The following is a 13,209-nucleotide window of genomic DNA, read 5'->3' as shown; positions in this document are numbered from 1 at the left end:
TCGGTGGAAATGGATCAAACGATTTACCTTTTCCACGATCGGCGCCTTACTATTTGCTGTCTATCTAGCGTTTTATGCGAGCAGTTTGGGCTACAGACTAATTCCTAATACGGAGATAGTTGGCGTTGTGAATGTATCCGGCTCAATCGGGTCAGGTCAGCTGGCCTCAGCAGAAGAATTGGTACCGACTGGAAAAAGCCTTCAATTCGCCCAAGGTGAAGCCTGGTCGGGTCAATTGGAGCGGTCATTACAGGTTGGGATCTTCATAAGTTGGCCGAAAAATTTGACGTAACCCAACGAGTCTATGCATCAGTAGTCCACAAAAATATGATTAACCCCTTTGTGACTATGTCAAAAGAGTCCGAAGCCAAAGCCCAGGAAATGGTCAACCAGATGGCTGTAGTATTTGCTGACGAATTTAAAAGTAAACGAGGCGCTAAGTTCAAGGAAAGATTCGATTATACGACAGGCGAAATATGGGGAGGCGAAGAAGCGTTAGCCATTGGCCTAATCGATGAAATCGGTACGATCGAGGGAGTGGTGAGTAATGAATGGCATGCCAAAACACACGATTTTGGACCAACTAACCAAGCCAAGGGATTTCTTCCTCAGCTTGGAACAAAAGCAGTTGAAAAAGTCTTGGCTCTAGTCGAATAACGACGACAACCTGTGACTAAGTAGAGTTTTAGCCGGCGATCCCCGTGTCAAATTACCCTTTCTCCAAGGCGAAAAACCCACGCTATAAGCCAGAGGCTTTAGCAGTGGGCGGATTCATGCGAGCAAATTTTGACCTGATCGATTATGTGATTGCTTAATTTTTGGCTCTTTTGAAGGCGTGAACACCCAAATAAGACTTCGAAAAATCAAGAATCTCCGAAAAAGACGCTTAAAAACAGTGTCTTTCGATAATACATGTTGATGAAAACTTCTGCATAGTAGACTTTTATACATCGACTTGTAATATGTTTATGAAGGCTTTGCAGAACCCACTTTACACACCTGTTTTTACCCCGGTTTTTCATCTTGCAGAGGCAAAAATTGTCGGGCTGGATGTGCAAGTCAAGATAGGACAAAAATTTCTAAGTGATTTAGAAGTTTTTAATGTTCTTGAGTCAAGTAATGAAAAAAACTTACTTCCCCAAATCAGCGAATACTTACAGCATTGGTCAGAAATGTCTGGCGAGAGGCTTTATCTATCATGGTCTGTCAATATCCACATGGGCAAAAAGAGGCTGGGAATTTTTCTTGAAAAATTAGCTCACCACGTGCCACTTAACCAAGTTGAAATGATGTTAAACATGCAAGTTATTAATGCTGAGGGTGTTATGCCCCATCAGACGGAGCTTTTAGAATGGTTTCAAAATCTTGGCATAAAAAGAGGATTATCAAACGCTAGACCATTAGATTTCAATTTGAGCGATTTATACGAATTCGTTGATGTTTTAAAAATAAAAAAAGGTGTCATCAGAGAAATGCAAGAAGACACCTATTCAGCATCTCAATGTCATTTGGTCATTGAAAAGCTGAATGTCAAAAATATCAAAATTGTTGCCGATGATCTTTATTCAAAATCAGATGTGACCGGTGCCATTCTGATGGGGATCAAATATGGACAGGGTTATTTTTTATCAAGAAACCATCCTTTGCCTAAGCCTGTTAGGAAGCTGAAAAAAATCCAAGGCAATCCTTATTGCGATCGAAAAATCGATTTTTTCCCTGACTTAGCATGGGTTTGATTTATGTCAAAACTGTTACTAATCCTGTTGCCGCTTTTTTGGGTGAATCCGGCTAATGCCAACCTGGACAATGAAATTAAAGGGATGTTTACCGACATGATCAACGTCACTCCGGGAGGTTCCTATGAGACACAACGGAGAGGCGTAATTACTGGTGGCGGAATCACGATGCGTAATAAGGTTGTTCACCCAAACCTGATCTCATTTGTGCCACCAAGCGCAAGAGGCGGATGTAATGGTATCGATATGTTTGCAGGCTCATTCTCATTCATCAATGGAGCCCAATTCACTCAGTTGGCAAGAAGCATTGCCCAAGCCGCGATTGGATATGCATTCCAGCTTGCAATCGAGGGTATGTGTCCAACTTGCGCCCAAGTCATTTCTAAACTGCAAAGCGAAATCGCAAAAATCAACGCTTTGATGAGAAATTCCTGCGAAGCGGGTAAAGCAATCGTAAATGCTACCGGTCTTCAAAATTGGGCTCACGAACGCAGACGGGAAGCATCAACAATCAACACAGGCCTTGGATTTGTCGATGACTATTTCAATTCAGAAGAAAAAAACGCAAGTTCACCTACACAGGTGCTTATTCAAAATGGTCGTTCTGACGAAATTACCGGCAATGTGGTGTATGAGGCATTAACTGAATCGAATGCGGCGAACTGGTTTGTGAATGGTGACGATCAAATCAAAATGACTTTGATGAGTTTAACGGGAACGTTGATTATCAGTAAAAAGGATGACGGAAGCGATGTGAAATATGACTTCAGACAACCGATCGTCAAAGTTAGAGATTTGATCGAGGGCGGCTCCATTGAGATTTATAAATGCGAATCCGGAGAATGCTTGTTGCCTAGCGGAGGAGAGAAAGAAACCATCACAATCCAAGGTATGCGTTCCCGAGCGAAAGCGATGGTATGGGGCACGGGCCCACAATCAACCGGTACAGGCGGCATTATTCGCAAAATGACTAGCCGCGACACGAATGATGCATTTACGGCTGATGAGCAGAGATTTATCGAAGCATCATCCCCTGGTGTTTATGGGTTGTTAAGAGGTGCAGCGGCTGAACCGCAGTCGGCTGGCCTAATCGCAGATCGTTTGGTGGATGTCGTGGCATCAGAATTAACAAACCGCATTGTCGAGGAAATGTATGGTGTGGTTGATAACGCAGTTAAAGGTACTGGCCGACCACTCGATTCATCCATGCTGGCTGTTATGCGCGATGTTAGGGATCAGATCAAAGAAGAAAGACGGATCACAGGCGAAAGCATTGCCGGCATCAATTCATTAATTCAATTGCAAAAAAGTATCAAAGACAGCTTGCGCACACCAATGAACAACAGGGTTCATTAAGACCATTAGCAAAAGGTATTTTTATGGCTTACGAAGTATTAAGTATTGGTGACGCAGAAATGCTTTACAACACCTTCCAAGGTGCTGCGATGATTTTCGGTAATGGAAGTTTAACCAAACTCATTCGCGCCGGTGCAACGCTAGGCGTTCTTTTAGTATCCATCAATTACTTGACCAATCAGGAATTCCCGCTCCGGTATTCATTGATTGGTTTGATTGCGTATTTAGTCCTGTTCGTGCCAAAAGATACCGTTGTTATCGAGGACGTATATACCGGGCAGGTAAGAACAGTTGCCAACGTTCCGCTCGGCATTGCTGCACCGATGTCCATTATTTCGACCATGGGCGTAAAAATGACAGCCATGTTTGAGACCGCATTCTCGACACCGTCAGAGGCCAGCTTATTGGAAAACGGGTATTTGAATGCGCTTAAAACCCTAATGAAACTACAGAACCTGGCTCTTGGAACCGCTGGCTCAGATAGCGACCTATCAGGATCGGTTGGGGAAACGATTGACACATACATTGAAAATTGTGTGATGCTGGATTTGGATCTTAACGAAAGTGATCATGAAGTCACCAAAGAAACGCTCCTTAAATCAACTGATTTACTCGATGCAATCAAAACATCATTCGTCAACGTCGATATCTTAGTCAAACTACCTTCCTCACCTCCGCAGGGCGAACAGAAATCCTGCAAAGACGCTTACGCTGCATTGATTTCATATTTGAGAGGACAGGACTTCGTTGACCAAATGGATCGGTATGTTTCAGGCGTTTTAGGGATAACTGATGCATCTGTAAGAGCATCTGAAAAAATCGATCAGGCTAAAGCCGCTCTCAATATCGCTGGGCAAGATTCGCAAACTTACATGGAAAACGCCTTATTAAAATCTTATCTTGAAGATGGGCGGGCAGCTTTCATTCATCGGCCAGCCAAAGAACAATTAAAGCAACAATGGGCGGCTGAACAAACCATGTTCAACGAAATCGCCAGACCATTGATGGCATTTGTTGAAATGTTCACTGTGGCGATATCGCCGATTGTGGCCTTTCTGACCACGTTAGGGCCTATCGGGATGACTATGATGGTCAGGTATATCCAGCTCATGCTTTGGATATCGCTATGGGGTCCATTGATGGCGGTATGCAACATGTATATCATCGTTGTCACAACCAGAGCTCTTGAGGCCGTAGCGAACTATGCTGGTTCCAATGGTACAGGTCTTGATGCGATGGTCATGCATGACCAGGTATTTGAAACCATTGAAACGTGGTTATCGGCTGGCGGGATGCTGGCTTCAAGCGTCCCCGCACTTGCACTCATGATCGTTTATGGCGGATCTGTTGCAGCAACAAACTTGTCTGGAAAAATGACATCTGCCGCATCTAGCAGCGTTAAAACAGGAGCGACTGCCCCTGATCCGATCAAAATTGATTCTCCTATGACGCTGGGATCAAAATCCGAATACTCACCGAACACAGGGCCAAAGAAATCGGGGATGGCCGACACCACGTTCTCAACATCCTCGACATTCGGAAGGGCGGCGCAAAGCGCTACGGCCTCGCTACGAAGTGCAAGTTCGTCCGCAAGTCAGACGCTTAGCAGTTCCTTGCAAACCTCTCAAAAATCGGGAACCACTAGCTCTGATGCAAATTCCATCATGAGTGCTTTGAGCAATTCTACGGCTGAATCGGACCGTTGGGCTGCATCTACGGGAAGAACGATTGCCGACAAGGTAGGACGGACAGATGCGGAGAAGGAAGCGATAACCACCGGTGTAAGTTCGGCCATTTCTGCTGGTCTTAGCACGGGCATGGGTATTCAGTCTTCCTCTATCGGTGCCTCCGGTAACGCTCAACTACAGTCTCAGGTCGGAATGGATGCGGGAAAATCGAAAGAATTGTCCGACGCTATCCAAAACGTTTGGAACCGCGAATACTCAGGCAGTACTCAAGTTCAGAAAATGCAGCAAAGTGCTCAGCAACATCAAGACCAAACCTATTTCGGTTCGGAAGAGATGAAGGGACATGCAGAACAGTACCTAAGCCAATTGCAAGCCGTGAGCCAGGCCAGCGAGACATTCAGCCAAACCGCGTCTATGCAAGACTCTTCTGGAAAATCGCTATCTATGTCTTACCAAGATTTGGCGAGACGCCTTAACAATTCTGGCGCGATTGTGGACATCAATCTGGCAAATCAAGCCATTGCAGAAAGCATGGGGGGCGAGGCTTACCAAAAGCTATCTGACGATGCTCAGTATGATATCAATCGATCTAGTGCCAGCGGCATATTTGGTGATGATAGAGAGGCGTTGGCTGGCTTTTTGAAACTCAACCAAGCCGATCCGATAAAAGCGGCGGAAATTGTAAACAAAGCACTAATGCCAACATCCAGTGGATCTGGAGTCGATATTACGCCTACACAATTCCAAAACGACCAAAAAAGCATTAAGGACATCATGGGGGATCAATCCGCTGATGACATTAAATCCTTGGCTGAGGATTGGAGCGAAAGCCAAGGCAGTGATGGCGAAGGCAAATCCTCTAAAGCAGGTAAAGGCACTACGATTGAAAAACCTGAGTTAGCGGGTAATCAATCAAAACGCGGAAATAATGATTCTGAATCTGAAAGCAATGGTAGCTATCATAAAACCTCAATGAAACACCAGACACCACACGCGTCAGAACACCAGGCTCATGGCACAAAAACTAGCCACACCGCTGAACCGAAACAGGCGTTAATAGATCATGTCGGCGGCAATAAGCATGGTTCTGGGTACACTTCAGACCTCAAGCAAGCCGCAAAACAGATCAAACCAGTGACCCTATCGGCAGAAGATGATTCACGCAAAGCGGAGATCGATTCTGCTCTTAAAGGCGGAAACCTTGGCAAAGCAGATGATGTTCGTCAGAAAATCGAAAATGGCGGCAAAATCGATAACAGCAAGGACATGTCTGAGATGGCTGGTAGAGCTTTCCGAAACGAAGGATCGTTGCTTTATGACAGCACAGTTACCCCGGTAGCCAAAACCGCTAAATCGGCGATGACCGGTCTTCGAGAAGGTATTGAAACAGCTGAAGATTACATTAATAACGCAGTATCAGGCGCATTATCGGATTCGAGTGACAAACGGCCAATTCAACCAAGTGATGTTTCAGATAACGACTTACCACCAATCCCTAAAAAATAGAGGAAATCATGTTAAGACCCAAAAACAAATTAAACAAAAAGAAATCAGCCGAACTTGGTTTGAAATACAAAATGCAACTGGATCAAGCAAAAGCGGAATTCGAGAAAAAAGAATTTGCTAGTAAGAGTGAAGATGGCAACGTGAGTGTTATCGTAAACGGCATGCGGGAAATCAAACAGTTATCCATCGCTGATGAGTTCTTGAAAAATTCTCACGAAACAGTCGAAGCAGCCTTGACTTCGGTAGTAAACAAAGCATTGTCAGCGGTAAGAGAAGCAAACAAACAACTGACCGCCGATGTTGCTGAACAATTCAACGCACAGAACGGCATCACAGTTAAATAAGGACGGTAATGATGAACAAATTTTCACTGGCCTTTTTGGCTGTATCAGCGGTATCCACGGTAAACGTATTTGCGGACCATGGCCTTCAAATCGACGAGCCAAAATTGATCGATGCCGGAGGAGCCGTTCAACTGAAAAATGGTGATATTCCGATGCCGTCTGAGATTGAGCTTCAAGCCCCGCCAATATCGACCGAACAATTGTCATCGGTACCGGGAAAATTGAATACGATCGGCCCAGCTCCAAGTGGACAGGTACCGATGTTCATGAGAGAAACCACAGATGTTAAGCCAGGCAGTCTCCCTCCAGAACTGCAAAAAATGCGAGACGAATATATCGCCAAACAACATGCGGAAAACAAAAAGGAAGAAACAAAAACCAAGCGTTCTTCCTCTGGCAAACAAAATAAAAAGTGACTTTGCCCTCCTTTTTCAATATATCCCCAATTTTCACTTGATAGCATTCATTTTAAGGAAAAGCGAGATCAGCCGCTGCGGCGGGCGCTATCCCAACCGGTTGCCAAATCCCGGTTTCTCGCGTAAAAGCGATGAAAAAACTACTGTTAGGACTATTGGCAGTTTTGTCACTGACGGCGGCCTATGATCAAAATTCCGTTCCGACTGTTAATGGTTTGCACCTTGGCGATAGCTACAGTCAGGTGGTGTCAATTTTAGGTAATGGCGAAGCATTCGGCATGAGCCAACCGTCGACCGCCACCAGAACGTTCAATCTCCGCTTCCCCGGCCAATACTTCGACAGCGAGACCGGCTTCCACTACAACGGCCAGCGTTACTACGATCCGTTTGTTTTAGCCAATCAGTGAAATAAAGGAGTGTTATCGTGAAAGTCCAGCCAAATAAACTTGATGACTTTCGGCCGAATTCAACTGTTTCACGATATCGATCAAATTGCTTTCAAGTACGACCTGTTGAATTTTGCCGTGATCCAAAACTTCCCGAGTGCCGGCAGCCAGGCACAGCGTGAAAAAGCATGAAGTGAAGTTTCTTACAATGCTGGTACCAACATCAGAAGTGGAAAAATAGCTGTTGCACAAGCCATAAAACTGATCATCGTCAATATAGGGCGTACATTCGGTAGCTTGACCGGTGTACACCCTCGGATCGAAGCTTGGGGCAATGCTTCTGAGCCTGCGGTTAACGAACAAGATTTCTTGCTTGTCATTAGCGCGACGAGCAGGGGTAGTAGATATCGACAAAACTTGCCAATGGCCATGGGTTTTATCCAGAACGGCATAATAACCTTCGCCCACTGGGTGGGAAACGATAATGAGCTTTGGCGCCTGTTGTTGGATGATCGGATCGATCAGAGCGACAGTGCTCCCTGAGCATCCGGATAAGATGCTAATCATCAAAGTTAAAAAGTAAAACCAGGCTAACTTTTTCATGTGTGCCCCTTACTGAACAATTACACCTCGATTGAGCGTGTATGGCGTAGTTTCTTTTTGGGCTACCCTGAGATATGCCCATTCCGGCAGATTCTCAGAAATCCGTTGGAAAAATTGAGCATAATCGAAATCAGGTATTTCCGTACCTTCGACATAATGTCGCTTTCCTGCAAAGAAACCTTCCTTGTCATACTCATTTGTGATTTTTACAAGACCAATTGATTGTTGCTCACATGGCTTTTCATAAACATAAGCTTCCTGACCAGTGACAACTTTCTTTATTGTCATACGACCTTCCCATTGCAGTGCTGTTGCAGAAGGGACAGGAGCATGGATCTGGCAGGACCAGTTTTCACATAACGGGCCGTTGACTCGAATCCATCTCGGCCGTAGCGTCCTGTCGAACGCATAATGATCGTCGTATTCCTCAATTCTGGTCTGATAATCCGTGCCAAGAGCTCGCGTAATGGCTCTTTCCACATGTTCGCTCATTTTTAGTTGGGCATCTAGCTCGTTTGAAACCTCGGTCAATGGCATAGCCACAGCAAGATAATTTGCATTGTCAGCAATATTTTTGGGTTTTGCAGAGCCAACAGACTCCAGAAAAAGTGCAGCTGCGATACCTATATCGGCGCCGTGAGAAGTAATTGCTCCGTGGACAGGTCTGCTGGCAACAGCCAATCCAACAGAGGCAGCATTCAATACAGTCTGATCTGAAGCTTTTCCAGGATTCTGAGAACTTGAAGATCGTGCAGAAACGCGGGTAATTTTGGCATCAGGGTTAAATGGATTTTGGGCGTAAGTTTTCACGCCTGGGGATCCGCAACCAGTCAGTAAAAAAACAGCAGAAAAAATAATCGGGTAAATACAATTTTTCATCAAGTCCATATGCTCGTCAGTAATAAAGACCGGGACCATCATCCGCATCCATATCCATTGGTCCCAACAAACAGCCGTTAGTTGCAGCATCGGTCCGTGACAAATAAAATCCCGGTTTTGGGATAGCGGTCAAGTGATTGACCACAGAGTGATCGCCTTCTCCATCTTCTTTCAGATCGTTTAAGTAAAATTGTGACTTATCGATATATGCAATAGATCTGCGTGCTATTCGACGATCGATTACCGTCGAGACAAAGCCAAGTTTTACTATTAAAAATGTTTTTAGATAATTCCAAAAATTAATGATTGCTTCCATAAATTAGAACCTGCCATTTTATGAGCAAGACTGCCGGGTATTTCCATCAAAACTGGATAACGGAATAATCAGATAACCCTTTCTTCGCTTTGCTTCCATGATTTGTTGACCTGCCTCTATGGCCTCTTCCTTTGATAAATACCAGTCTTTTTTAACTGTTCCAGGAGATCCCTTTCTTCCCCATTCGCGCACCAAAGACCAATCCCCAAGAATGCCTGGGGAAACGGAAATCTGGTAAAAACGGTGCATATTCTTTAAAGAATCGTGGCGTTCGAGGTAGGCCAAAGACATAAAACCCTATTTTCTTATGGGGACTTTACAATTTTGTCAGAGTACAAACTGAATCAATGGCTGTCAACAGATGCAATGAATGAATTGTCATGACGAAGAGGGCTATATAAAGATTTTTCCACCTAACCTGAATTTACGGTAATTCATTGAAGAAATTATAGCCGCGGTGAAAGACTGGATTTTTCGGTCTCTTTATGAATCTATACCACTGAAACAAAAAAGCCAACCTCAAGCATTTAAGGTTGGCTTTTGAGTCTTTCGAATTCCAACGGAAAAATCAGCCTCCAAGCATTAAAGCATCATTTTCCGTTTTTTCCTTGAAGGATTCCCAAGCATAAGAACCAATCAAGGCCTTTCGAACACCGAGTTTTGAATTCAGCCCCCAAGCATATCAAGCATATAAGGCTTAGTTCTTCACTTGGCTAGTGCATCGCTTTTGGCTTTCGTCATCCCCCAAGCATTAGAGATGATCGAAATGCTTTCGGCAAGTTCATTATACGCGAGCGTTTTGTGCAGACCGAACCATGTCTGCGGCCATTGCATCACCGATATGTCTCAGACCTTGAGCCAATAAACCGATCATTTTTTCTTCGGCGGCTTTGCTTTCTGAGTCTTCCATGAGGATTGCTTTAGATCCGTGTTTCATGACGGATTTAAGCTTTTTGCCCAGGACACCGGGCATTTGCATGGCAAAATTGTCAAAGTGTTCGGCAGTTTGTTCGACAATGGCTTCAATATCGCTACCGTCACGAATGAATGAATCAGGAGCCTTGTGATCTGGAGCAAAAACGAAAGCGGTTGATGCTTGATTTGCTGAAACGTTGGCAACGCTGATAATTATGCTAACTGGGTCTACATCGGCGGCGCCGCAGATTAAAGCGCCAGATGCGATGGTGGCTTTTGCTAGAGTGAACTTGGCCTGTCTCCTTGTGTTCGAGGCAGGGACTTTGAGGTTATTAGATCGTGGAGGGCTGGCAGATTTTATTTGCTAGTCACGCGACTCTGGTAATCCCGCTGTCCCTGACAAATTGTCATGGATCGGTGACTTTGCTAACCTGCATATGCAGGGCATCGTATAGATATTTTATCATTTTCAAACTCAGAGGACTGATGTGCCTAGAACCACCCAGACAGCATACTTAATTCCAAAATTTATAGACAAATGCCAACAGACTTTACATTGTGATTAGCATGAGCATCGCTATAATGCCGTATTCTTTTCAACTTTCAGTGTCGCTCCCTGTTAAGCGACTGGCAAGATGGTATAGATATTGCCTTATGTTTGCCCGTTATATACAAATTTCTGTCAACTGGTTTGGAGTATGGTGATGAAAAATAAACTATTCATTGTTCTAGTATTATTGTTCGGAGTGTTAGTAGCCTGTAGCGAGATAAAATCGCATCCGATGGATATGAGCGTAGCCGTGCGAAACGCGGGAACCAAAGCCGATCATGAGGCGCTGGCTGAGCATTATGATGCAACAGCGAACGAAATGCAGGCCAAAGTTGAGGAACACAAAAAGCTTCTCGAACAATATCAGGCGAAAAGTTATTTGTATGGCAGACAAGCACCAATTTTTGAACAACACTGTCAAACTTTGATAGGCGTCTATCAGAACGCCGTAACCGAGAACCACGCGATGGCCGAGTTGCATCGGACAATGGCGCAGTAATAATGTTAAGAGTCTTGGTGCGCTTTTTGGCGTAAGGGCGCACCAATTCAGGGCGAAGTAACTATGAAATAATACTTGCTGGGGTGTCATTCGATAACAAAAACACATGATTTTTCTGAGACTTGGATATTATCCGAGCTTTTAACAGGTTTTATGCACGTTGTTGGTGTAATAATCTTTGTTTTGGTGCGTAATTGCCCTTTGTTGAACTTTTTCATGGCATCCGACATCTGGCGCTTTTGCTGCACTGCTTGTTATTCGGGATTTTTCCGTAAACGAAAAAATCCTTTTCATCGATTCTTTAATATGTAGACCGACAATCAGTGCATGATCGTTCCGTTGCTGGTATTATCACGGAATTTGCTGGCGATCTGACTATAGGACTGGCTACGGATCCGGCTGTGCGGCATTTGCAATACGATGTCGTAACGCGTTTCACGGTTACAGTTAACCTACAGGGTGTTCTCAATTAAGCCAAATCATGCTGGCGACCAAGTTAAGCATCGATTGGTAAGTGATAGCCAACTGCTCATAGCTCGTGGCGATGCGGCGAAAATGTTTCAATTTCAGAAAGCACGTTCCACCAGATTGCGCTCTTTATACAATGCCTTATTGTCATCTCTCGGGGCTTTTCTATGCCTTCGGCGGAATAACAGGCCGTGCTTGCTGGGTGAATTCGGAAGTCTCACCGGGGGTGAGCAATAAGCGAACCGGATTGCCCAAGGCATCCACCGTTGCATGAATTTTTGTGCTCAAGCCGCCGCGGGACTTGCCCATCGCTTCTTCGTGTTGCTGTTTTTTTTCCCGCGCCGTGTGGATGAACGCGAACGATGCGGCCGTCTACCATCAGATACTCCAGGTCTGGATCATCACTGGCGGCGGCTAAGAGTTTTGCCCAGGTGCCTTTATCACGCGAACGGTGATAGCGCACATAAACCCGATGCCAATGTCCGAAGCAGGCCAGCAGATCTCGCCACGGCGAACCTGTTCTGGCAATCCAGAGTACCGCTTCGACAAATAATCGATTATCAGCAGCCGTCACACCGCAATCACTGGCATTTACCAAGTAAATGCTCCTTGATCCGTTCCCATTGGTCGTCCCTGAGTAGCCCCCGTGTCATCTTTTTTACCCACAAATACCAGTACCATACACCAGACTGAGCCGTTTTTTAAATTCTAATTGAGAACATCCTGTAGTTTAATGCGACGTAACATCCCGGGGCATATATTCTATCGTTGGGGGAAAAAAATAGATGCGAAGTTTGGCTTGTTTTTTTGTGAGGCTTAAAAGGCCCTGTATAGAATACTGTAGGCTCTGGCCGATTTGACATTATCAGTAGTTTAGCCTTTCTAAGCACAAACCAAGTCCCGGAAGATAACGCAAATGTAATATTCCGGTCAGCCTCCCGTAAGGAACAACTGATTAAACTGGACGCGTTCAAATTAACTGCGAATCAGTCATGAAATCAGTTCTGAAACCACATTTCCGTTCCTTGCTGTTAGTCTTCCTCGTCAGCACCGGCAGCGCTTGGGCGCAAGCTGAGACGCAAGTGGAAGTGCTCAAGAGTCCCCAGTGCGGTTGCTGCGGAAAATGGATCAATCACCTGCAACAAAATGGTTTTCAGGTAAACACTCACGAAGTGAACGACGTCCCGGCAGCGCGGGAAAAACTGGGCATGCCCGATCGCCTGGGTTCCTGCCACACCGCCCGGGTCGGCGACTACGTCATCGAAGGCCATGTTCCCGCCGCCGACATCCAGCGTCTGCTCAAGGAAAAACCCCAAACTCTCGGCTTGGCCGTTCCCTCTATGCCGCCCGGTTCTCCGGGCATGGAAACCGCCAAGCCCGTTCCCTATGAAACTCTGCTTGTCCAGGCGGACGGCAGCCCCCGCGTTTTTGCCAGACACTAAACCCTAGGAGAAACCCCATGAAAAGTTTGATTGCCCCGTCCTTACTACAGGCCTTACATTCCCATTTTGTATGATATAAACCCTTTGGTGAATTCATCGTGAGTT

General features: G+C 45.2%; 15 protein-coding genes and 1 pseudogene. 10 read left to right on the top strand and 6 right to left on the bottom strand.

Translation table 11 applies throughout. The features are described from left to right. The first annotated feature begins 270 nt into the window (after positions 1 to 270). The 7 genes from GO003_RS17215 (at position 271) to GO003_RS17185 (ending at position 7,453) form a co-directional block, all read left to right on the top strand. Complete coding sequence (locus tag GO003_RS17215) at positions 271 to 657, top strand: S49 family peptidase (RefSeq protein WP_231089045.1); 387 nt, start codon at positions 271 to 273, stop codon at positions 655 to 657. Positions 658 to 968: 311 nt separating this feature from the next. Beyond that, complete coding sequence (locus tag GO003_RS17210) at positions 969 to 1,736, top strand: EAL domain-containing protein (RefSeq protein WP_159654451.1); 768 nt, start codon at positions 969 to 971, stop codon at positions 1,734 to 1,736. 3 nt (positions 1,737 to 1,739) lie between these two features. Beyond that, positions 1,740 to 3,092: a conjugal transfer protein TraH gene (locus GO003_RS17205; RefSeq protein WP_159654449.1), complete on the top strand. Its 1,353-nt coding sequence runs from the start codon at positions 1,740 to 1,742 to the stop codon at positions 3,090 to 3,092. Between the two features lie 23 nt (positions 3,093 to 3,115). Further along, a complete protein-coding gene (locus GO003_RS17200) occupies positions 3,116 to 6,286 on the top strand; it encodes a conjugal transfer protein TraG N-terminal domain-containing protein (RefSeq protein ID WP_159654447.1) in 3,171 nt (1,056 codons plus the stop codon). 71 nt (positions 6,287 to 6,357) lie between these two features. Next, the gene (locus GO003_RS17195) at positions 6,358 to 6,630 is read left to right on the top strand and encodes a YbaB/EbfC family nucleoid-associated protein (RefSeq protein ID WP_159654445.1); all 273 of its coding nucleotides are present in this window, start codon (positions 6,358 to 6,360) and stop codon (positions 6,628 to 6,630) included. Between the two features lie 8 nt (positions 6,631 to 6,638). After that, positions 6,639 to 7,046 carry a hypothetical protein gene (locus GO003_RS17190; RefSeq protein ID WP_036250034.1) on the top strand — a complete coding sequence of 136 codons (408 nt, stop codon included), beginning with the start codon at positions 6,639 to 6,641 and terminating at the stop codon, positions 7,044 to 7,046. A 131-nt stretch (positions 7,047 to 7,177) separates the two neighbouring features. Beyond that, positions 7,178 to 7,453, top strand: a complete 276-nt coding sequence (locus GO003_RS17185; protein WP_231089044.1) for an RHS repeat-associated core domain-containing protein — start codon at positions 7,178 to 7,180, stop codon at positions 7,451 to 7,453. 12 nt (positions 7,454 to 7,465) lie between these two features. Here GO003_RS17185 and GO003_RS17180 read toward each other — a convergent pair whose 3' ends face one another. The 5 genes from GO003_RS17180 to GO003_RS26235 all read right to left on the bottom strand — a co-directional run bounded on the left by GO003_RS17180 (position 7,466) and on the right by GO003_RS26235 (position 10,140). Next, on the bottom strand, positions 7,466 to 8,035 hold the full coding sequence (locus GO003_RS17180) for a hypothetical protein (protein ID WP_159654441.1): 570 nt from the start codon (positions 8,033 to 8,035) through the stop codon (positions 7,466 to 7,468). Positions 8,036 to 8,044: 9 nt separating this feature from the next. Continuing rightward, the gene (locus GO003_RS17175; protein WP_159654439.1) at positions 8,045 to 8,956 is read right to left on the bottom strand and encodes a hypothetical protein; all 912 of its coding nucleotides are present in this window, start codon (positions 8,954 to 8,956) and stop codon (positions 8,045 to 8,047) included. Further along, on the bottom strand, positions 8,931 to 9,230 hold the full coding sequence (locus GO003_RS17170) for a hypothetical protein (protein ID WP_152565049.1): 300 nt from the start codon (positions 9,228 to 9,230) through the stop codon (positions 8,931 to 8,933). The genes GO003_RS17175 and GO003_RS17170 overlap by 26 nt, the downstream gene beginning before the upstream one ends. Positions 9,231 to 9,248: 18 nt before the next feature. Then, complete coding sequence (locus GO003_RS17165; RefSeq protein ID WP_159654437.1) at positions 9,249 to 9,521, bottom strand: WGR domain-containing protein; 273 nt, start codon at positions 9,519 to 9,521, stop codon at positions 9,249 to 9,251. A 493-nt stretch (positions 9,522 to 10,014) separates the two neighbouring features. Continuing rightward, a complete protein-coding gene (locus GO003_RS26235; RefSeq protein WP_269144417.1) occupies positions 10,015 to 10,140 on the bottom strand; it encodes a hypothetical protein in 126 nt (41 codons plus the stop codon). Positions 10,141 to 10,158: 18 nt separating this feature from the next. Between GO003_RS26235 and GO003_RS26230 the strand changes: the two genes are divergently transcribed. Together GO003_RS26230 and GO003_RS17160 are read left to right on the top strand one after the other, a co-directional pair. After that, positions 10,159 to 10,281 (top strand): hypothetical protein, encoded by a 123-nt coding sequence (locus GO003_RS26230; RefSeq protein ID WP_269144416.1) that lies wholly within the window; start codon positions 10,159 to 10,161, stop codon positions 10,279 to 10,281. Between the two features lie 568 nt (positions 10,282 to 10,849). Next, positions 10,850 to 11,194, top strand: coding sequence for a hypothetical protein (locus GO003_RS17160; protein ID WP_026223446.1), 345 nt, complete (start codon positions 10,850 to 10,852; stop codon positions 11,192 to 11,194). A gap of 465 nt (positions 11,195 to 11,659) precedes the next feature. On the opposite strand, the pseudogene GO003_RS17155 reads toward GO003_RS17160, so the two are convergent. After that, positions 11,660 to 12,315: pseudogene (locus tag GO003_RS17155) on the bottom strand (IS5 family transposase). A 339-nt stretch (positions 12,316 to 12,654) separates the two neighbouring features. Between GO003_RS17155 and GO003_RS17150 the strand changes: the two are divergent. Continuing rightward, entirely contained in the window at positions 12,655 to 13,104 is a 450-nt protein-coding gene (locus GO003_RS17150; RefSeq protein WP_159654435.1) for a DUF411 domain-containing protein, read from the top strand. The last annotated feature ends 105 nt before the right edge of the window (positions 13,105 to 13,209 follow it).

Origin of the sequence: Methylicorpusculum oleiharenae (assembly GCF_009828925.2) — a bacterium.
GTDB classification, from domain to species: domain Bacteria; phylum Pseudomonadota; class Gammaproteobacteria; order Methylococcales; family Methylomonadaceae; genus Methylicorpusculum; species Methylicorpusculum oleiharenae.
The sequence above is the reverse complement of the archived record's forward strand: the minus strand, read 5'-3'. Positions and strand labels throughout refer to the sequence as shown.